At 39.1% G+C, this 20,560-nt stretch carries 19 protein-coding genes and 2 pseudogenes; 14 read left to right on the forward strand and 7 right to left on the reverse strand.

The window, feature by feature from the left end; genetic code table 11:
• Window positions 1–69 precede the first annotated feature (69 nt).
• The 3 genes from L4F91_RS04180 (at window position 70) to uvrD (ending at window position 4,333) form a co-directional block, all read left to right on the forward strand.
• Window positions 70–960 carry a transcriptional regulator GcvA gene (locus tag L4F91_RS04180; RefSeq protein ID WP_395897463.1) on the forward strand — a complete coding sequence of 297 codons (891 nt, stop codon included), beginning with the start codon at window positions 70–72 and terminating at the stop codon, window positions 958–960.
• Window positions 953–2,044 carry a 23S rRNA (cytidine(2498)-2'-O)-methyltransferase RlmM gene (gene rlmM / locus L4F91_RS04185; protein WP_395897465.1) on the forward strand — a complete coding sequence of 364 codons (1,092 nt, stop codon included), beginning with the start codon at window positions 953–955 and terminating at the stop codon, window positions 2,042–2,044. The genes L4F91_RS04180 and rlmM overlap by 8 nt, the downstream gene beginning before the upstream one ends.
• A 102-nt stretch (window positions 2,045–2,146) precedes the next feature.
• A complete protein-coding gene (gene uvrD, locus L4F91_RS04190; protein WP_395897467.1) occupies window positions 2,147–4,333 on the forward strand; it encodes a DNA helicase II in 2,187 nt (728 codons plus the stop codon).
• A gap of 65 nt (window positions 4,334–4,398) precedes the next feature.
• Here uvrD and L4F91_RS04195 read toward each other — a convergent pair.
• Window positions 4,399–5,058 (reverse strand): annotated as a pseudogene (locus tag L4F91_RS04195) (IS1595 family transposase).
• Window positions 5,059–5,191: 133 nt separating this feature from the next.
• On the opposite strand from L4F91_RS04195, the gene L4F91_RS04200 reads away from it, so the two are divergent.
• The 3 genes from L4F91_RS04200 to L4F91_RS04210 are packed head-to-tail and all read left to right on the forward strand — an operon-like array spanning window position 5,192 to window position 7,180.
• A complete protein-coding gene (locus L4F91_RS04200) occupies window positions 5,192–6,121 on the forward strand; it encodes a LysR family transcriptional regulator (RefSeq protein ID WP_395897468.1) in 930 nt (309 codons plus the stop codon).
• 10 nt (window positions 6,122–6,131) lie between these two features.
• Window positions 6,132–6,854, forward strand: coding sequence for an AzlC family ABC transporter permease (locus tag L4F91_RS04205; RefSeq protein ID WP_250350471.1), 723 nt, complete (start codon window positions 6,132–6,134; stop codon window positions 6,852–6,854).
• Entirely contained in the window at window positions 6,851–7,180 is a 330-nt protein-coding gene (locus L4F91_RS04210; protein ID WP_250364385.1) for a branched-chain amino acid transporter permease, read from the forward strand. The genes L4F91_RS04205 and L4F91_RS04210 overlap by 4 nt, the downstream gene beginning before the upstream one ends.
• A gap of 36 nt (window positions 7,181–7,216) precedes the next feature.
• Here the strand turns inward: L4F91_RS04210 and L4F91_RS04215 are convergent, their stop codons facing one another.
• Window positions 7,217–9,562: a TonB-dependent receptor gene (locus L4F91_RS04215; RefSeq protein ID WP_395897471.1), complete on the reverse strand. Its 2,346-nt coding sequence runs from the start codon at window positions 9,560–9,562 to the stop codon at window positions 7,217–7,219.
• A 165-nt stretch (window positions 9,563–9,727) separates the two neighbouring features.
• Here L4F91_RS04215 and L4F91_RS04220 point away from each other — a divergent pair, with 165 nt between their 5' ends.
• Window positions 9,728–10,150 (forward strand): PPC domain-containing protein, encoded by a 423-nt coding sequence (locus L4F91_RS04220; RefSeq protein ID WP_250350468.1) that lies wholly within the window; start codon window positions 9,728–9,730, stop codon window positions 10,148–10,150.
• 211 nt (window positions 10,151–10,361) lie between these two features.
• Here the strand turns inward: L4F91_RS04220 and L4F91_RS04225 are convergent, their stop codons facing one another.
• Window positions 10,362–11,138 carry a TOBE domain-containing protein gene (locus L4F91_RS04225; RefSeq protein ID WP_265778316.1) on the reverse strand — a complete coding sequence of 259 codons (777 nt, stop codon included), beginning with the start codon at window positions 11,136–11,138 and terminating at the stop codon, window positions 10,362–10,364.
• A 162-nt stretch (window positions 11,139–11,300) separates the two neighbouring features.
• Between L4F91_RS04225 and modA the strand changes: the two genes are divergently transcribed.
• The 3 genes and pseudogenes from modA to modC form a co-directional block, all read left to right on the forward strand.
• The gene (gene modA, locus L4F91_RS04230; RefSeq protein ID WP_250364389.1) at window positions 11,301–12,065 is read left to right on the forward strand and encodes a molybdate ABC transporter substrate-binding protein; all 765 of its coding nucleotides are present in this window, start codon (window positions 11,301–11,303) and stop codon (window positions 12,063–12,065) included.
• 15 nt (window positions 12,066–12,080) lie between these two features.
• Window positions 12,081–12,803, forward strand: coding sequence for a molybdate ABC transporter permease subunit (modB, locus tag L4F91_RS04235; protein ID WP_395897474.1), 723 nt, complete (start codon window positions 12,081–12,083; stop codon window positions 12,801–12,803).
• Window positions 12,790–13,467: pseudogene (gene modC / locus L4F91_RS04240) on the forward strand (molybdenum ABC transporter ATP-binding protein); the annotation flags it as partial. The gene modB and the pseudogene modC, both read left to right, overlap by 14 nt.
• A gap of 131 nt (window positions 13,468–13,598) precedes the next feature.
• Here modC and tehB read toward each other — a convergent pair.
• Window positions 13,599–14,459 (reverse strand): SAM-dependent methyltransferase TehB, encoded by an 861-nt coding sequence (gene tehB / locus L4F91_RS04245; protein ID WP_250350464.1) that lies wholly within the window; start codon window positions 14,457–14,459, stop codon window positions 13,599–13,601.
• Between the two features lie 232 nt (window positions 14,460–14,691).
• Between tehB and nrdR the strand changes: the two genes are divergently transcribed.
• The 4 genes from nrdR to yfbR are packed head-to-tail and all read left to right on the forward strand — an operon-like array spanning window position 14,692 to window position 17,932.
• A complete protein-coding gene (nrdR, locus tag L4F91_RS04250; protein WP_250350463.1) occupies window positions 14,692–15,141 on the forward strand; it encodes a transcriptional regulator NrdR in 450 nt (149 codons plus the stop codon).
• Window position 15,142: 1 nt separating this feature from the next.
• A complete protein-coding gene (gene ribD / locus L4F91_RS04255) occupies window positions 15,143–16,261 on the forward strand; it encodes a bifunctional diaminohydroxyphosphoribosylaminopyrimidine deaminase/5-amino-6-(5-phosphoribosylamino)uracil reductase RibD (protein ID WP_395897477.1) in 1,119 nt (372 codons plus the stop codon).
• Between the two features lie 51 nt (window positions 16,262–16,312).
• Complete coding sequence (degS, locus tag L4F91_RS04260) at window positions 16,313–17,329, forward strand: outer membrane-stress sensor serine endopeptidase DegS (protein ID WP_250350461.1); 1,017 nt, start codon at window positions 16,313–16,315, stop codon at window positions 17,327–17,329.
• On the forward strand, window positions 17,330–17,932 hold the full coding sequence (gene yfbR / locus L4F91_RS04265; RefSeq protein ID WP_250350460.1) for a 5'-deoxynucleotidase: 603 nt from the start codon (window positions 17,330–17,332) through the stop codon (window positions 17,930–17,932). It abuts the gene before it with no gap.
• Between the two features lie 60 nt (window positions 17,933–17,992).
• Here the strand turns inward: yfbR and L4F91_RS04270 are convergent, their stop codons facing one another.
• Genes L4F91_RS04270 through L4F91_RS04280 form a run of 3 tightly spaced genes read right to left on the reverse strand, consistent with a single transcriptional unit; the run spans window position 17,993 to window position 20,514 of the window.
• Entirely contained in the window at window positions 17,993–18,634 is a 642-nt protein-coding gene (locus tag L4F91_RS04270) for a DUF1919 domain-containing protein (protein ID WP_395897479.1), read from the reverse strand.
• Window positions 18,635–18,643: 9 nt separating this feature from the next.
• On the reverse strand, window positions 18,644–19,894 hold the full coding sequence (locus L4F91_RS04275) for a multifunctional CCA addition/repair protein (protein ID WP_395897481.1): 1,251 nt from the start codon (window positions 19,892–19,894) through the stop codon (window positions 18,644–18,646).
• Between the two features lie 17 nt (window positions 19,895–19,911).
• The gene (locus L4F91_RS04280) at window positions 19,912–20,514 is read right to left on the reverse strand and encodes a TIGR04211 family SH3 domain-containing protein (protein WP_395897483.1); all 603 of its coding nucleotides are present in this window, start codon (window positions 20,512–20,514) and stop codon (window positions 19,912–19,914) included.
• Window positions 20,515–20,560: the final 46 nt, after the last annotated feature.

The following is a 20,560-nucleotide window of genomic DNA, read 5'->3' on the forward strand; positions in this document are numbered from 1 at the left end:
GCATTAAAAAAACTAATAGATAAATCAGTGAGTTAGTATAACTGATTATTTTTCATTTGAGAAGAATTTATGTATAAACGTTTGCCTCCCTTGAATTCACTGAAAGCTTTTGAATGTGCGGCTCGCCATTTGAGTTTCACAAAAGCAGCGGATGAACTCTTTGTGACCCAAGCAGCAGTGAGTCATCAAATTAAATTATTAGAAGATTTTTTAGGCATTGAATTATTTAAACGTCAGCACAGAGCGTTAGTGCTAACTGAGTTAGGACAGATTTATTTCAAAGAAGTGACAGAAATTTTACGCCGTTTGTCCGAGGTTACGCAAAAACTAATGACGCAGAAAAATGAAAAACATATTGCAATTAGTGTTCCCCAAACCTTTGGCATTCAGTGGCTTGTGCCTCGTTTAAGTGGGTTTAATGCCCTTTATCCAGATATTGAAGTTCGCTTGACAGGCGTGGATCAAGATGAAGGATTGCTGAACCGCGAAATTGATATTGCGATTTATTATGGACGTGGCGCGTGGGAAAATCTGCAAGTGGAAAAATTAGCAGAGGAAAATTTGCTCTTGCTTGCCTCACCAAAATTATTGGCTAAACAGCCGATATATTCAGCAGATGATCTTAAAAAACATACGCTGATTCATATTCATACCCGTGATAACTGGCAAAATATGGCGAATCATTTACAATTAAAAGCGTTGGACATTCAGCACGGCCCTATTTTCAGCCATACTTTTATGGCCTTGCAAGCTGCGGTACATGGACAAGGCATTGTACTCGCTAACCGTGTGCTAGCTCAGCAAGAAATTGATCGTGGTACATTGCAAGTGGTGTTACCAATCCAACTCAAAGATCCAAAATCTTTTTATGTAGTTAATCAATTAGATAAAGCGAATGATGAGCAAATTCTCGCATTTCGCCAATGGATAATTAAAGAAATAAGAAACAATAATGAATAAACTTGCCTTATATTGCCGTATTGGCTTTGAAAAAGAACTTGCCGCAGAAATTACTGATAAAGCAGGCGAACGTGGAATTTTTGGCTTCGCCCGTGTTGAGCCAAATTCAGGTTATGTGATTTTTGAATGTTATCAGGCTGGTGAGGCGGATCGATTGGCACAAGAACTGCCTTTTGACCAACTGATTTTTGCTCGCCAAATGATTGTTGTATCCGATTTATTACAAGACCTCTCACCTGAAGATCGTATTAGCCCTATTTTATTGCAATATCAGCAAGATGAATTGGCGAAAAAACTCAAAAATAGCACCGAATTATTTGTTGAAACTGCCGACACTAATGAAGCAAAAGAATTGTCTGGATTTTGCCGTAAATTTACCGTACCTTTGCGTAATATTTTGAAAAAAGAAGGCTTTTTACAGGGCAAAGGCAATCATCAACATACCCTAACGTTGCACGTTTTTTTCTTGCAATCAACAGCGTGCTATGTAGGGTATTCTTACAACCATAATCATTCGCCATATTTTATGGGCATTCAACGGCTTAAATTCCCCGCAGAGGCACCAAGTCGCTCGACCTTAAAATTAGAAGAAGCCATTTTAACCTTCATTCCTAAACAAAAAGAAAGCCAATACTTAAATGAAAATCAGTATGCGGTTGATCTCGGTGCTTGCCCGGGAGGATGGACGTATCAATTGGTTAAACGTGGTTTATTTGTTTATGCGGTAGATCACGGCAAAATGGCAGCGAGCCTACACGAAACGGGTCGCATTGAACATTGTGCTGAAGACGGTTTTAAATTTCAACCACCGAAACGTCGCCGTATTGATTGGCTAGTATGTGATATGGTCGAAAAGCCAAGTCGTATTGCACAATTAATTACAAAATGGTTCATTAATGGGTGGTGCCAAGCCAGCATTTTTAATTTAAAACTGCCAATGAAAAAACGTTATGTAGAAGTGAAAGAATGCCTAGCAATGATTGAACAAGCCTTAGATCAACAAGGAATGAAATTCAAACTCAAAGCAAAGCATCTGTATCACGATAGGGAAGAGATCACCGTTTATCTCTATTTACTGCCTTAATTAAAGTGCGGTAGAAAATTCATAAAAATTTCACCGCACTTCTTGCCTTTTAGCAAAATCCCCCTATAATTTAAAACTGTATAAAAAAACAGTGGTGATGTAATGGATATTTCAGAATTACTTGATGGATTAAATGATAAACAACGCGAGGCAGTCGCCTCCCCCTTGGGCAATTACTTAGTGTTAGCTGGCGCGGGTAGTGGTAAAACGCGAGTGCTAACTTATCGTATTGCTTGGTTGATTGCGGTAGAGCAAATTTCTGAAGGCAGTATAATGGCAGTCACCTTTACCAATAAAGCCGCCGCAGAAATGCGTCATCGAATTGAGCAAACACTGGCGAAATATTCATCACAACGCATAATGGGAATGTGGACTGGCACATTTCACAGTATTGCACACCGTCTATTACGCGCCCATTATGCGGATGCTGGGCTACCACAGGATTTTCAAATTTTAGATAGTGATGATCAGCAACGTTTGATTAAACGCTTGATTAAGCTACATAACATCGACGAAAAAGCGTATCCGCCGAAACAGGCTTGCTGGTATATTAATAACAAAAAAGAAGAAGGTTTGCGTCCGCATCAACTTGATGATGAGGGCGATATTCAAGAACGCACTTGGATTAAAATTTATCAAATTTATCAAGATGCTTGTGATAGAGCGGGCTTGTTGGATTTTTCTGAATTATTGTTGCGAGCGTATGAATTGTGGCTGAAAAAACCATTAATTTTGCAACGTTATCAGCAGCGTTTTTCGCATATTTTGGTGGACGAGTTTCAAGATACCAACAAAATCCAATATGCGTGGATCAAATTATTGGTGGGAGAAACGGGTAAAATAATGATCGTAGGCGATGACGATCAGTCTATTTATGGCTGGCGTGGCGCACAAGTTGAAAATATTCACCGTTTCTTAGAAGATTTTCATAATGCACAAACCATTCGTCTTGAGCAAAATTATCGTTCTACGGGCAATATTCTCAACAGTGCCAACCATTTAATTGCGAATAATAGTAACCGTCTTGGTAAGGATTTATGGACGGAGGGGGAGCAAGGCGATCCTGTTGGGATTTATGCCGCCTTTAATGAAATTGACGAAGCTCAGTTTGTGGCAAGCCAAATCAAAATCTGGCTCGATGATGGTGGAAAATTAGATGATTGTGCGATTTTATATCGTAGTAATAGCCAATCTCGTGTTATTGAAGAAGCCTTAATTCGCGCCCAAATTCCTTATCGAATTTATGGTGGATTGCGTTTCTTTGAACGGCAAGAAATTAAAGATGCCTTAGCGTATTTACGTTTGATCGCCAATCGCTTTGATGATGCCGCCTTTGAGCGAGTGATCAACACTCCAGCCCGAGGAATTGGCGATCGAACCTTAGATGTGTTACGTCAATTAACCCGTGAGCGACAAATTACTCTATGGCAAGCCATTCACGTTGCCATTCAGGAAAATATGTTAGCAGGACGGGCAGCAACCGCTTTATTGCGTTTTACGGAATTAATTAATTCCTTACAACAAGATAGTGCAGAAATGCCACTATTTGCCCAAACTGATTTTGTCATTAAACACTCGGGCTTGTATGAAATGTATAAGCAGGAGAAAGGTGAAAAAGGTGAAGTGCGGATCGAAAATTTGGAAGAACTGGTGAGTGCAACTCGAGAATTTATTAAACCAGATGAAGCGGAAGAAATGACAGATTTAATGGCATTTCTCACCCACGCCTCTTTAGAGGCTGGGGAAGAACAGGCCTCAGCCCATGAATCAAGTGTACAAATGATGACATTACATTCCGCCAAAGGGTTAGAATTTGCACGTGTGTTTATGATTGGGGTGGAAGAAGGTTTATTTCCGAGTTTCCGTTCTTTTGAAGAACCGGGGCGTTTAGAAGAGGAACGCCGTCTGGCTTATGTTGGCATCACCCGAGCCAAGCAAAAACTTACCATTAGCTATGCGGAAAGCCGCCGATTATATGGCAAAGAAGAACGCCATATTCCCTCTCGTTTTATTGAAGAATTACCAAAAGATTGTATTCAAGAAGTGCGTTTACGAGGCACGGTGACGCGTGCGTATAACCGTGCTGCCGTCGGTTCGTTAAATAGCCATAAAGCCAAAAATGATAGAGAATGGCGAATGGGACAAAAAGTTAGACACGCTAAATTTGGTAATGGCACAATTATTAATGTGGAAGGTGAAGACAATAACACCCGACTACAAATCGCTTTTCAAGGAGAGGGGATTAAATGGCTGATTGCGGCATTGGCGAAGCTAGAGAAGTTATCCTAAACACAAATTAAAAATTCACTAAAAAGACACCGCATTTTTGTTTTTGAGGCTGTATTAGATTAGTCCTAAATTCCACACCAAAGTCGCGGTGTTTTTAGCTGTTCTTTTGGTGTCCCAAAGTTAAACTGAAATTCACATTCTTTCAAGAATAACGGAAAGGATTTCTTGTCAATTCCGTTATATTTTCTTAGTACTCGTTTAGCCTGATTCCAGAAATTTTCAATCTCATTAATGTGATTTTTTGCTTCTGCGAAATGAGTTGAATGATTAATTCTGACATGCTTAAATTCGCTTATATCTAGCACATCGTAGCGATGATAATAGTCGGTATAAACAACGCTATCAGGCATAATTTTCCTTTTAATTACAGGAAGTAAGGTGTTAGTCTTAGTATTTTCAACAATAACCGTATAGACTTTTCCTTCTCGTTTCAGCATACCAAAAACCGCTGTTTTACCCTTAGCACCTCGTTCCCTTTTTCCTTTTCTTTTTCCACCAAAATAGCTTTCATCAAGCTCAATTTCACCAGCAAAAATCTCGTTGGCATCTTGGGCTAAATGGTTGCTAATCACCTCTCTGATTTTGCGATAAAAGAGGGCGGCTGAATTAGGGGTAATTTCCAGTAAATTTGCTGCTGAAACGGGCTGTTACTTCAAGTACAAAAAATTCTATCAGTTTTTTCTGTATAGATTTCTGATTTTACAATGAGTTATCTTCGGTTTTATAGACTAACATAACTGCTAATCTAATACAGCTAATTCAAATAAAAACCACCGCACTTTATATTAATCATTAAAGTGCGGTGCTTTTTTGTTGTATAATTTTCATTATCTTGTTTTATATCTATGAATCCATTTAATGAAACCCACATTTTTAGAAATTCGACATCTTAAAACACTGATTGCATTAAAAGAAACGGGGAGTGTTTCTTTAGCGGCGAAGCGTATTTATTTAACGCAATCAGCCCTTTCTCATCAGATAAAGTTATTGGAAGATCAATATGGTCTTGCGCTATTTGAGCGAAAAAGTCAGCCTTTACGCTTTACGGCGGCTGGCGAGCGTTTGATTAAATTAGCAAATGAAGTGTTACCACAAATTATTGAGGCCGAGCGAGATCTTTCACGAGTGAAGCAAGGGGAAGCGGGGGAGCTGCGCATTGCGGTAGAATGTCATACTTGCTTTGACTGGTTAATGCCCGCAATGGATAGTTTTCGCCAACATTGGCCTTTAGTGGAGTTAGATATTGTTTCTGGCTTTCATACTGATCCTGTTGGGCTATTATTAACCCATCGTGCAGATTGGGCGGTGGTTTCGGAGGTTGAAGAGACTGTCGGTATTACCTATAAACCGTTATTTTCTTATGAGATGGTGGGATTATGTGCGAAGGATCATTCTCTTGCCAATAAAGCGGTTTGGCAGGCGGAGGATTTTCTTGATCAAACATTAATTACCTATCCTGTTCCTGATGATATGTTAGATTTGCTGAAAAAAGTGTTGCATCCTGCGGGGATCAATCCTACTCGTAGAACAAGTGAATTGACCATTGCGATTATTCAGCTTGTAGCAAGTAAAAGAGGGGTGGCAGCATTACCTTTTTGGGCAGCAAAACCTTATTTAGATCGAGGTTATATTGTCGCGAGAAAGATCACTTCACAAGGGTTATATAGTAATCTTTATGGGGCATTTCGTGAAGCTGATACAGAGGTTGCCTTTGTTGAGGATTTTTATGAGACAGTGAAAGCCCAAAGTTTTTCAACCTTGCCCGGATTATCCATTTTAGAAGAGTAGCGAGATAAGTATGATTGCAACGCAAAATAAGATTTGGCAAAGCGCAAGAGCGGCATTCCCTTATTCTTTACCTATGTTGGTTGGTTTTTTATTTTTAGGGTTTGCATACGGGCTTTATATGAAAGGATTAGGTTTTAATGCTTGGTATCCTTTTTTAATGGCATTACTGATTTATGCAGGCTCTGTGGAGTTTATTGTTGCTGGGGCATTGATGGGGGTATTCACGCCCGTTTATGTTTTTTTATTAACCTTGATGGTGAGTTTACGTCAAATTTTTTATAGTATTTCTATGTTGGAGAAATATGGCAGTGGCGTAGGTAAAAAACGTTGGTATCTGATTAGTTCACTTGTTGATGAGAGTTTTTCACTGAATTATGTTGCGACTATTCCTTCGCATTTAGATAAAGGATGGTATATGTTTTTTGTCAGCCTTTATCTTCATATTTATTGGGTGTTAGGCGCACTGTTAGGAAATGTTTTTGGCAATATTATTCCTTTTGATCTCAAAGGCATTGAGTTTGCTATGACCGCACTATTTTTAGTGATTTTTGCAGAAAATTGGCTTAAGGAAAAATCACATAAGAGTTCGTTATTAGGTATTGGTGTGGCATCATTGTGCTTACTTGTTGTAGGTAAAAATTATTTTCTTCTTCCTACATTAGCGATTATTTGGTTAGTTTTAACCTTATGGCGAGCAAAATTGAATGTAACCTTAGAACAGGTGGAAAAATGACATTAACTCAACAAATTATTACGATTTCTCTTGCTGTGTTAGCCGTTCAATTAACAAGATGGTTACCTTTTTGGATCTTTCCTGCTGAGCGTCCTATTCCCGAATATATTCGTTATTTAGGTAAAGTATTACCGCCAGCAATGTTCGGTATGCTTGTCGTATATTGTTATAAAAATATTGATATGAATACGGCCTATTTTGGCGCACCTGATTTTATTGCAGGGGGGATTGTATTAGCGTTACATTTTTGGAAAAAGAATATGTTTCTTTCCATCATTGCAGGAACAGTGATTTATATGTTTTTAGTACAGATGGTGTTTAAATAAAGAAACCACGCTGATTAGACGTGGTTTCTATGAGTATTAAAATTTGATATTTAAACCTAAACTGGCATTTCTCCCCGCTAATGGAGCGAGAAATTTTAATGATGACGTATTAGAGCGCGCTTCTCTGTTCGTCATATTATTTACATTGAGGTAAAGCTCAATTTCTGTTTGTTTCCAAGGATAGGTATAGCTGATGCCTAAATCAACAAGTGTGAAAGAAGGAACGGAAAGTTTTTCATCAATTTCATTGCTGACATTTTTTTGTGTTTTGTAATGAATAGCAGAAATAAATCCTTTCCATCGATCATATTCAATATTCAGATCGGCGCCAAATCGAGATGATGGTAAATTAGGTAAATAGTTTCCTAGCCCAGTTAGACGATGAGGGAGTTTCTGTTTGACTTGATCATAAAAAGTATGCCAATACCAAGTACCGAAATGAGCAGTTTCCATCGTATAAGTTAAATCTAATTCCCATCCTGTTAAGGTAAATGGGGTTTGACGCCATTCTTTTACCATTAAACCATTTCGTGCGACACCGGTATAACCTAAATAAGTAAAATGATCGAATTTTGTTTGATACCAGTTTAGGCTAATATCGAAAGGATCAGGGCTATATCCGAGAGAAAATTCCCACGTTTTACTCTTTTCTTTTGCAAGCCGAGCATCACCATTTTCTTCGATTAATAACGCATAGTGGTTATTATTCGCATATAATTCATTCATTTCTAAGGCGCGTTCGGCAAAGGTGCGTTGAATTCTGAGGTAGCTATTGTCAGTTGGATTAAATTGCAGAGCAAGATGACTATTTTGCAAATAAAATTCACGATCTTTCGCATAATAGCCACCTATCCCTCTTGCCGTGCCAGCAACATTCTCACCTAATTTATACCGCACTTTTTCAATACGATGTCCTGCTTCTAGCATAAATGGAGAAAGATCAAGGGTTTCAATACCATATACACTATAAGATTTTCTTGTTAAATGGGGCAAATAAGCATCTTCTCCATTTGGTTGTACGTGTTGATGAGAAAAATCAGTACCAATTGTGCCGATCAGGCGTCCAAATAAAGGTTGATGGCTTGCATAGAGGCGATAACTATAATTTTTTGATTGAAATCCATTAGAAAGTACATCACCAAGGTATTCATTATCTTTAGCTTGTTGATAATTTACTTGTAAATCAATGGCATCGATACCAGTAAATGGTGTTTTCCAATGTGTTCGCCAGTCTAAGCGATGAGTTTTATTTTTCACATTGACTGGCGCATAACCATCTATGGTTTGGGTATTTAAATAAGCAAACCCCGGTACGCCATAATCCGCATCATAATAATGCCAAGCGATACCCGAGTAACCAAAATCACTAATGTAACTCGTACCAAGCGTAAAGGTACGTGTTTGCGAGTGGCTATTCGGTATTTTTCCATGTGGATAAGTACGATATTCTTTCATTTCACCAAATTTCTCTGCATAGTAAGGGCTATTTGGTACATATAAAGGATTTGGTGGATTTTGCACAAAAACATTACCACGGTTATTCGTATATTTATCTTCTTCAGTAAGACCTAAGCTCGTATCTTGATAATTATCTAAATAATATTGACTAATATATTTGAAATAGGCTGGATTAATTGTTGTTAATACAGGAATACTTACCTGACATTGACGCTGTAAATCTGTCCGAGATTGTAGATAGCTTTTATCATAGCAAACAGAAGATTTGGTTCGATGAGGTATTTTTACAGAAGAAATCTTACTGATACTTCCACTGATATGCCCTGCCCAATGTTCATTATTACTCAGATTGAGCTGAAATAGCCCTTGGTTTGGCGCATTAATTCCTTTATTTATGGTTACTTGCCCGCTTATTTTTTGATGCGCAATTTTATTAGGGATTGAATTATCTAATACATTCACTGCACCACCAAGGCTACGTCCACCGTATAGAATACTGGCACTTCCTTTGTTGATTTCAATTTCTTTTGCATTCAATGGATCGACAGAAGTTGCAAGATTACCACTTACTATAGCTAAGTCATTGATCGGCATATTATTTTGTAAAACAGTAACACGCTGACCTGATAATCCTCGAATAATAGGACGACTTGCATTTGGTCCAAAAGAACTGCTTTGTACACCTGAGGTTTTATCTACGACTGAACCAATGGCTGTCGAATAGTTCTGCTTTAATTGCTGTTCGGTGATTTTATGTTGCGTATGCAAATAATGATCGGGTACCGCGGTTGGAGAAATGGTGGTTTCAACTAAAATCGGCGCTAATTGTTGGCTATTTTCTCCATTTTGCTCCGCATTTGATGGCATTGTACTCGCTGCTGCGATTAAAAATAATGAAATTTTATGAAATTCAAAAGATTGCATTTATACACCTTATTTTTTAATGAAAAATAAGTGGAAATGCTAACATAAAATGGCTAAAAGTAAATGGAGATAAAGAAACTTTATTATTTTTACAAAATAAGTGATAACATAATAGACACACCATCCATTTTTATGGTGTGCTATTTTTATCTAACGAGAGAGGAAATGATGAAAACATTAAACAAAATTTACTGTGCATTTTTAGCTGTAGGTCTTGTCGGTTTATCAGGTTGCGAACAAGCCACAAAGACTGATACCGCTGCAACAAAAACAGATGTTGTTGAACAAGCTCAAGCTAAACAAGAGACTGAAAATACTCAGGCGTTTGTTCAACATTATGAAGGAAAAGTTACTGGCTATGATTTCCAAAGCTATCCTTTTGAAGGAAAAAAAGGGCAAACATTAATTGTTAAACTGGTTACCCAAGGGAATGTAGATGCTTTCTTATATGGATATGATGATTATTCTTATGGTGAAGCTTATACGCTACCAGAAACAGGACAATATGAATTACGAGTAGGCCAGCCTCGAGCAGCCTCCTATAAAGATAAGACTTCTAGCTATGAGTTAACGATTGAATTGAAATAGTATCAGCGTTAAATTTTAACTTATTCTTTGATAAACCTATTTTATCGCCGTTTAAATTTGGAATGAAACGAGATGGCACGTTACAGGCAATGCAATAAAGCAAGCCTATAACGTGCCATCTTATTTCAAAATTTGAAAAAATATACCGAAAATCGCAAACTCAAAATGAGGCAGGGTAGTTAGCTAAATAGGCGATTTAGCTAACACAATGCTAGTACAGTGTGAGTAAAACAATTTGTTCAGGATCAATATAGCAAAAGAGTTTATCACCTTGTTGGAAAGAGGAATGTTCGTCAAGGCTAGCACAGCATTCTAATTGCTCATTTAGGGTGAGAATTGCTTCATTAGTGTGATTTTGATGATTGATATAGGATAAAAGTGCGGTGAAAATATTACAGGTTTTTTGCGGTTTTTTAGCGAATAATTTTACCCAAGGCGCTTTGATCATTAGCATTACTTCTTTACCTAAATGAAGCTGTAAACGTACCGCACTTTGTGCGGTGATAAAGGCAATAATAGGCTGATCGAAATGGGGAAGTTGGATTTCCACAGCGCAATGATTGTCTTCTTGTGTTAGGCTTTTCACTGTACCAAAAAACTGATTTCTGGCGCTACTTTGCAAAGAAAAACGCGCCGTAGCAGTCAGTAAACTATCAAGGGGAATTTGTTCATCTTGTAGAATTTGAAAGGCTTTTTGTTGTGTTTCTTGCAATAGATCGTAGAGTTTTAATAATCGCTTGGCATAATTTGTCAGTGTTGTACCGCCACCATTTTTTCCACCTGTATTACGTTCTAGTAAAGGCATCGGGCTGAGGCTATTCATTGCTTCAAGATGATCCCAAGCACTTTTATAACTCACGTTGGCGTTTTTTGCTGCTTGGCTGATAGAGCCAGATTCGGCAATTTCACGTAATAAACGCATTCGTTTTGGATCAACAAAAAGCTGTTGTTGTAATTTTATACTGAGCAATACTTCACTATTTAACATTATTCCCCTCAAATTCCCAATAGAGTTTGTGCTAGCCCTGTTTATTTTGACACCCTTGAAATCAAGTAAAACTATTTTACGAGAAGTTCTCTTTTTTATGTAGCTTTTATTTTTTAAATCGTTATATAATTTATTTTATATTGGTGACTAAGGAGTATCCCAATGCTAAAACTTAAAACATTTCTTTGTTCAACTTTATTGGCTTGTTCACTATTTTCACTTTCTGCGCAAGCGAAGCTGACTATTTTTGCCGCTGCTTCTATGACAAATGTATTAGAAGAGGTGAAAACGCAGTATTTAGCAACTCACCCTAAAGAAGAAATTGATTTTTCTTTTGCCTCTTCTTCTGTATTGGCGAGACAAATTTCACAGGGAGCGCCAGCGGATATTTTTATTTCTGCCAACCAAAAATGGATGGATTTTTTATCGGAAAAGAATGTGATTGAGCCAAAAAGTCGCGTGAATTTAGTGCAGAATAGTCTGGTTATGATTGCCCCGAAAAACAGCCGATTAGCGCAGATTGATGTGCAAAATGCTCAGTGGCAAGGTGAATTAAAAGGTAGCTATTTGGCAGTGGGGGATCCTGCGCACGTTCCTGCTGGGAAATATGCACAAGAAGCCTTAACAAGCTTAAATCAATGGCAAGTGGTTGAAAATAAACTTGCCAGAGCCAATAATGTGCGTGCTGCATTAGCCTTAGTTGAACAAGGTGAAGCCCCTCTTGGGATTGTATATGGCACAGATGCAACAGCAAGCCAAAAAGTGAAAGTGGTGGCGGTTTTCCCTGAAAATTCTCACGCGGCGATTGAATATCCTGCGGCAATTGTGGTTGGGCATAGCAATCAGGAAAGTGTTGATTTTCTTGCCTATTTGCAATCAGAAGAGGCGAAAAAGATCTTCCTGAAAGCTGGATTCGTGGTCAAATAAAAGGATACGATGCAAATGGATTGGCAGGCCTTTTTTCATTTTTCCTCAGCTGAGTTGAATGCAATTGCATTAAGTGTCAAAGTGGCATTGGTGTCAGTGTTGGCTGGATTGCCTTGCGCAATTTTGGTGGCTTGGTTGCTGGCGCGCAAAGATTTCTGGGGAAAATCCTTGCTCAATGGCATTATCCATTTGCCTTTAGTTTTACCTCCTGTGGTGGTTGGTTATTTATTATTAATCGCAATGGGGCGAAATGGCATTATCGGGCGATACTTATTGCAATGGTTTGATTTTAGCTTTGGCTTTAGTTGGTATGGCGCCGCATTAGCTTCTGCCATTGTCTCTTTCCCACTAGTGGTACGCTCAATTCGTCTAGCTATTGAAAATGTGGATTTCAAACTTGAGCAAGCAGCACGCACCTTGGGATCATCTGCCTTGAAAACATTTTTCACGATCACCCTACCACTTGCACTACCGGGGATATTGGCAGGGATTGTGCTTGGTTTTGCTCGCTCATTAGGTGAATTTGGGGCAACCATCACCTTTGTTTCAAATATTCCAAAAGTAACCCAAACCATCCCTCTTGCAATGTTTTCTTTTATTGAAACACCGGGTGCAGAAAGTGCAGCAGCACGATTATGTTTGATTGCTATTGTAATTGCCTTGATTTCTTTACTGATTTCGGAATGGTTAGCAAAATATACGCAAAAACGTTTAGGACAATCTGATGTTAGAAATTAATGTACGCAAACAATTAGGCAAAATGACTTTTGCGGTAGATTTACAGTTGCCCACGCAAGGGGTTACCGCATTATTTGGCTTGTCTGGTTCAGGGAAAACCACACTGATTAATTTAGTGAGTGGTTTGTTGCAACCTGATGAAGGCTATATTCGTTTGAATGGGCGAGATTTAGTTAATACAGAAACGCAACTTAATCTTCCACCTAATCATCGTAATGTGGGCTATGTTTTTCAAGAAGGCAGATTATTTCCTCATTATTCGGTAATAGGCAATTTACGTTACGGAATGAAACAGAAAAATACCGTAGAGTTTGAGCGTATTGTGCAACTTTTAGGTATTGAGCATTTGCTCAAACGCTATCCGATCACCTTATCAGGCGGTGAAAAACAGCGTGTTGCGATTGGGCGTGCATTGCTCAGCCAACCTGAAATTTTGCTGATGGACGAACCCCTTTCCGCCCTTGATCTACCGCGTAAATTAGAGTTATTGGATTATCTAGATAAACTCGCACAAGAAATTGCGATTCCTATTTTATATGTTACTCATAGCCTTGAAGAATTAGCACGTTTAGCTCAACAAGTGGTGCTGTTAGATCAAGGTAAGGTAATCGCCTATGATCAATGGAAAAATTTGCGAGATAGCCCATTATTTGCCCTTTGGCGAGAAAGAGAAAAATAAAAGGAGAGTAAAAAGAATGGGGATAAATAAAATGAGGTAGAAAACAAGTGCGGTGAAAAAATTCAAAAATTTCCACCGCACTTCTGGTGTTATTGCTTTTTCTTTTTATGGTTGGTTTATTTTTTCTTTGCCAACATTGTGACAAATTTCATTTTAATGCGGTTGCCATTTTCATCTGTTTTGTGAAGTTCGCCCATTTCTTCTTGATATTTAATCAATTCCCAATTTTGATAATAATTTTTCAGTTCACCTTCTTTGAAGGTGAAAGAGAATGGCATTGGGCAAGGCACATCATCAGTACTCATTGCCGCGACAATGAGATTATAACCGCCAGCATTTGTGTGTTTTTGCATATTCTCAATAATCGCCGGAATGGCATTGCGATCAAGGAACATAAATACCACCGTAGACAGAATAAAATCGTAATTTTCCTGAATATTGGCGTCATTGATATTATAAAGTGCGGTCTGAATATTGAGATTTTCTTTTTCCGCCGTACTGGTTAGAAAAGCAAGGCTATTTTCGTTGTGATCCCAAGAAGTCACATCATAGCCAAGCAGACTTAAAAAGAGCGAGTTGCGTCCTTGTCCGCAACCAAGATCTAAGACTTTGCAAGGCGGAATGATTTCCACCGCACTTTTCACCTCAGAATGCGTTGGGGTCATATTATATTTTTTGCTGAAATAATCTTCTTTTTTACAATAAAATGCTAAATAACATTCCAGATCATCTGAAGCGGCTTCCACGCGGTGCCATAGTTGCGGTTCAACAAAAGGCGTGTCATCTTGCGCAGTGAAAATATGCTCACTCACTACGTCGCCTTGTTCGGTTAAAACATAAAATTTTAGTTTGCCTTGTAGCACGGTAATTTTGCCCCAAGTGCCAATTTTCGTGTTATGTTTTTCTTGGAACATTTTTGGCAGACTTTCTTTGTTCCACACAGGCATTTTTTTGTAGCAAATTAATTCATTTTTCATTGTCTTTCTCCAAAGATAAAATAGTTGAGTAATATAGTAGGGAATTAATATATATAAGGCAATAAGACAACAAAAAAAGTTATAAAATACCTGCGTAAGATCATTTTTTGCCGTATAAAGATCGTAAAAAAAGGTAAATTTTGCTACAATTCGAGCCTTTATAACAAAAATTTTATGCTGTTTTAGCCATTAAAATGGGAAATACCATTTAAAAAGGGGATTGGAAGAATTTATGCGTTGTCCTTTTTGTTCAACAGAAGAAACGAAAGTGATCGATAGTCGGTTGGTCTCCGATGGCTTTCAGGTTCGTCGCCGCCGTGAATGTGGGCATTGTCACGAACGTTTTACCACCTTTGAAATTACTGAACTCGTGATCCCAAAAATTATTAAAAGTGATCAATCGCGCGAACCTTTCGATGAAGAAAAACTCCGTCGTGGTATTCTGCACGCCTTAGAGAAACGTCCAGTAAGTTCTGATGATGTGGAAAAATCCATTAACCGCATTATTCATCAACTGCGTGCCACAGGAGAGCGTGAAGTGCCAAGCCATTTTGTCGGGCAACTGGCAATGAATGAGTTAAAAAAATTGGATAAAGTCGCCTATATCCGTTTTGCCTCCGTTTATTTAAGTTTTGATGACATCGATCAATTTACCAAAGAAATCGAAAGCCTGAAGGATTAATATGCAATCATTTTCTCAGCAAGATCAGCAATTTATGCAAATGGCGTTGGATCTCGCCAAGCAAGGACGTTTTACTACCACGCCAAATCCTTCAGTGGGCTGTGTTTTGGTTAAAGAAGGCAAGGTGATCGGTAAAGGCTTCCACCTTAAAGCAGGGCAACCACACGCCGAAGTAATGGCATTGCGTGAAGCTGGAGAAAATGCGCGTGGTGCAACGGCTTATGTTACCCTTGAGCCTTGTTCTCATTTTGGTCGCACACCACCTTGCGCCAAAGGATTAATTGAAGCTGGGGTAATAAAAGTGATTGCCGCAATGACCGATCCCAATCCGCAAGTTGCTGGACGTGGCTTGAAAATGCTTGAACAAGCCGGCGTGCAAACGGAGGTCGGATTGTTGGCAGAGCAAGCAGCGTTGCTCAATCAAGGTTTTCTCACAAGAATGTGTCGCAATCGTCCTTTCGTACAACTGAAAATGGCAATGAGCATTGATGGACGGACCGCAATGGCAAGTGGCGAAAGTAAATGGATCACCGGTGAACTGGCACGCCAAGATGTGCAGCAATATCGGGCAGCAGCAAGTGCCATTCTTTCTACAAGTCAAACGGTATTAATGGATAATCCGATGTTAAATGTACGTTGGGAGCAACTTCCTTTAGCGGTTCAACAACAATATCCTGATAGCGAACTTCGCCAGCCCGTGCGGGTTATTTTAGATAGCCAGCATCGAGTTACGCCAGAATATCAGTTATTTCAACAACCTACGCCTGTTTGGTTAGTCAGTTCAACGGCAAGAGATATGCAAGGTATGCCCGATTTCTGTCAGGCAATACATATTGAAAAAAAGGCGGATTTTTTCACCGCACTTTTAACGCAGTTAGCAGAACAACAAATTAATACCTTATGGGTTGAAGCGGGCGCACAATTAGCCGGTGCCTTGATTGAAGCAAAATTGGTGGACGAGCTGATTATTTATCTTGCACCTAAATTATTGGGCGATAAAGGGAAAGGACTTTGTCAATTACCGCATCTCCAAAAATTAGCTGATGCACCACAATGGCAATTACAATCGGCAACGCCGATTGGTGAAGATTTAAAATTAATTTATCATCCAAAAAATTAAGTAAAAGTAAAGAAACCAGCAAATCATACAACGAATACGAAGAGAATAAGAATGTTAAGAAAGCTTATCCAATCGATTATCATCGGTTTACTTGCCGCAGGCGCAATTTTGTTAATTAGCCCTTTCCTAAAGCAAGATCAGCCTTTGTTTCAAAAAGCGATCCTTTCTTTTAAAGATGCGGTTCGGGTTGCTTCGCCTGCGGTCGTGAATGTGTACAGTCAATCTTTTACTTCGATGAGTGGACAGCCACAGATTACCAATCTTGGCTCGGGCGTGATAATGGTGAAAGACGGGCATATTCTCACCAATAAACACGTTATTCAAAATGCCGATCAAATCGTGGTGGCAATGCAAAATGGGCGAATTTTTGAAGCCAGTTTGATCGGCTCAGACAACCTTACCGATTTAGCGGTACTAAAAATCCGCGCAGATAATTTACCCACAATTCCTAATACCAAGCGTAAATTGCACGTAGGTGATGTGGTGCTTGCCATTGGTAACCCTTATAACTTAGGGCAAAGCGTATCGCAAGGCATTATCAGTGCGTTGGGGCGCAATGCGGTAGGCGATTACATTGGGCGACAAAATTTTATCCAAACTGATGCGTCCATTAATCGCGGTAATTCAGGTGGTGCATTGATTAATTCCCTTGGTGAATTGGTGGGCATTAGCACATTAAGCATTGGTAAAAATGCCAATGAAATTGCGGAAGGGTTGAATTTTGCCATTCCCATTGATCTTGCCAATGATGTAATGAAAAAAATTATCCGTGATGGACGTGTGATTCGTGGCTTTCTTGGTATTCAAACTGACGTCTTGCTTAGTGATGAAACGAGCAGTAAAGGCATTGAAATTACGAATGTGAAAGAAAACAGCCCTGCTGCCAAAGCCGGCTTACAAGCGGGGGATATTATGCTGCAATTTGGCGATATAAAAGCAGAATCACCGGCACAAATGATGAATGTGATTAGTAATACCAGACCAAACACCACCGTGAATATGGTGATTTCTCGTCTTGGCAAAGTGATGACTTTGCCAGTTACCATTGAAGAATATACGGAGAACTAAATGTCCTTTGAACGCTTACAACCGAGCCACTTCTTTGCCTGTTTGGATCGCTTAAAGCTCATTCAGCGTTGGTCTTTAATGCGTAATATTGAAAAAGAGAATTTAGCGGAACATAGTCTACAAGTGGCGTTTGTGGCACATATGTTGGCTATCATCAAAAATAAATTTTATGCAGGTCAGCTAAATCCTGAACGCATTGCCGTATTGGCAATGTATCACGACAGTGCAGAAATTTTTACTGGCGATTTACCCACGCCAATTAAATATTTTAATGACAGCATTACCCAAGCCTATAAACAAATTGAAAGTGCCGCAGAATTTCATTTATTGAGTTTACTCCCTGAAGAATTGCAACCTGATTTTGCGCCTTATTTACATAGCGAACAATTTTCTGCTGAAGAAAAACACATTGTGAAACAAGCCGATTTACTTTGTGCTTATATCAAAGCGAAGTTTGAATTGGAACAAGGTAATCAAGAATTCTCTTCCGCGAAAGTACGGTTAGAAGCATTAATGGCGGAATGGCACAGTGAAGAAATGACATATTTTATTCAAGTGTTTATCCCAAGTTTTGGACGTAGCCTTGACGAAATTGCCTTGTAAGAGTTCAGTTAAAAGTGCGGTAAAAAATTTAACAAAATTTCACCGCACTTTATTTTTATCCTAATGTGATGAACGTTTCTCGTTTTTGTGTTGGTTAAACCAAGCGAGATAATCAAACTGATCATAATAGCGTTTACCGCTCCAACCTGAATAAGCAAAAAGATCGCCCACACAATCTTGTTGTTCAAAGCCTTGAATGTAAAAAGCGGAAGGAATTGCTGGGTAAGGTTTATGTGTAAATACCACTTTGTTTGGATAAGGCAGGGCATCAAAGGCGTTGAGATCTTGTTCTGTGCAGCCATCACGATCGGTCATAATAATAAAAAGATTTTCAAGATCAATCCGTTGTGAGCGCTGTTGCCATTTTTCTTGGGCTTGCTGTGCATTGGCATAATGCATAAAGTGAATTTTTACATCATCTAAATAAGCAATCGGGTAAGGTGATTGCGCCACAAATTGCAAGGTTTGTTGCTGATAATGTTCAATACGCTGTAAATAGCGAATAAAATCTTTGGGTTCAAGATATAAATTTACAAAAGGCGAATTAAACGGTTGTGCTAAATCGTGCAAAATAAATGCACCGTTACAATTACTGGCTATTATCGTCATTCCTTTATTTTTCAATCCATTACGCATTTTGGGATTAATAAACAGTTTGCGTAACAGGGCATTGTATTTGTTTTTGAGTAAAGAGAATCGCATCGTATTTTCCTATTCTTGCGAATATGCTTTTTTAGCTTGCTCAATGGCTTTTTGGCGGCGTTTGTTTAATTCTTCACGGATTTTTTCTTTTTCAAATCCATCTCTAATCACCTGTTGTACATCAACCTGAAGCGCGGCTTGATATAGTTTAAGTAGGAAATCCGCTTGTGGGTAATCCACCTGTTCAAAGCCCTTGCGACCTTTTGCATCTGCTTTACAAACAATTAACAGGTGTTCAAAACGTTCTGCTTTACGCCATACGTCTAACTTATTGAATAATCTAATAATAGTGGCTGGGCGTAAGTCAAATGCGCGGTGAATATTGGTATGGGTTTCGCACACAAGACAAGCCAGTTCTTTGATGTAGCTGGGGACTTTTAAGCGATTACATAGGTTTCGGGTTGGTATTATTCCGTTGTGTTCGTGTCCAATATGACGAGGAAGCATATCTTTGGGGGTGAGGGCTTTGCCTAGATCGTGGCAAATTGCGGCAAAACGTACCGCACTTTTTTGTTGCTTGTTGCTCTTTGTCGTCAGTAAGCTTGCTTGGTGTAATACCATCATTGTATGGATAAAACTATCCACTTCGGGGTGATGTTGCACTGGGTTTGGCACACCGTAAAGGGCATTTAGCTCAGGGAAAAGCACCACTAATGCATTGATTTTTCTCAAAATCTCAAAATAAATTTCAGGATTTGGGGTTTGTAAGGCTTTTTCTGTTTCTAGCCATACGCGCTCTGTGGTGAGATGAGAAAGTTCACCTGAGAGCGTGATTTCTTTCATTAATTGAATGGTTTCAGGCGCAATTTGAAAGCCTAAATAATAGTAACGTGCGGCAAAACGCGCCACTCTTAACACCCGTAAAGGGTCTTCTGCAAACGCTGGGGAAATATGACGGAGTAGGCGATGATTCAAATCATTGACACCACCATAAGGATCGTGCAAATTGCCTTGGCTGTCTTGGGCAATGGCATTAATCGTCAGATCTCGGCGGATTAAATCTTGCTCGAGAGTTATTTCTGGGCTGAAATCACAAATAAATCCCGTGTAACCTACACCTGTTTTTTTTTCTGTGCGTGCTAGCGCATATTCTTCTTTCTTTTTCGGATCAAGGAAGACGGGGAAATCTTTCCCGACTTGAATATAGCCTTGTTGCAGTAACTCTTCGGGGGTTGCACCAATCACTACCCAATCTTTGTCTTTAACAGGGAGATTGAGCAGTTGATCGCGTACAGCACCGCCGACTAAATAAATTTCCATTTTGCTGAGGAATAAGGTTATGACCAGCCATCGCGGCGGCGACGTTTCGGCATAATGAAAGGAAGAATTAAGCCAAGTAGCAAACCTACGCCTAGCACTGACCCGCCGTAGATAAACCATTGAATAGCGATTTCTCGCTTACCTGCATCAAGCATTGCTTCTAAATCACGGTTTTTATTTTTGGTGATTTCAAGTTCACGGTTGAGCTGGGAGTTTTGTTCCAAGAGTTGGCTACTTTGTTGTTCAGCTTGTTTGGTACGGCGTTGCATTTCACTAGTGCGTTGTTGCCAGTCTCCATCTAATTGATTGAGTTTTAAGGTTAATTCTTCAATTTTGGCTTTTAATTTGGGGTTTTCATCTTTGCTACTTGGTGTGCTAGAAAGCTCAGATGTTAAGATCCACGCTTCACGATTTTTACTATCACGAATGAGCGTGTAGCGATCTTTTTGGTTTAGCACGGTGACTGGCTCGCCTGAGCGGATTGCCCCGGCAATTTTAAATTGATCGCCAGCCCCTTTGCGTAAAAAAGTTGAAAGGTTTTCCGTTACATAACGTGTTTCTGCCTGTGCAAATGGCACAGAAAGAAAGAATAAAAACAAGATTTTAGTCATTTTTCGCATTACAACACCTTGAAAACGAGACAATAAAAAAGTGCGGGAAATTGTA

Origin of the sequence: Avibacterium sp. 20-126, assembly GCF_044358625.1 — a bacterium.
Classification (GTDB): Bacteria; Pseudomonadota; Gammaproteobacteria; order Enterobacterales; family Pasteurellaceae; genus Avibacterium.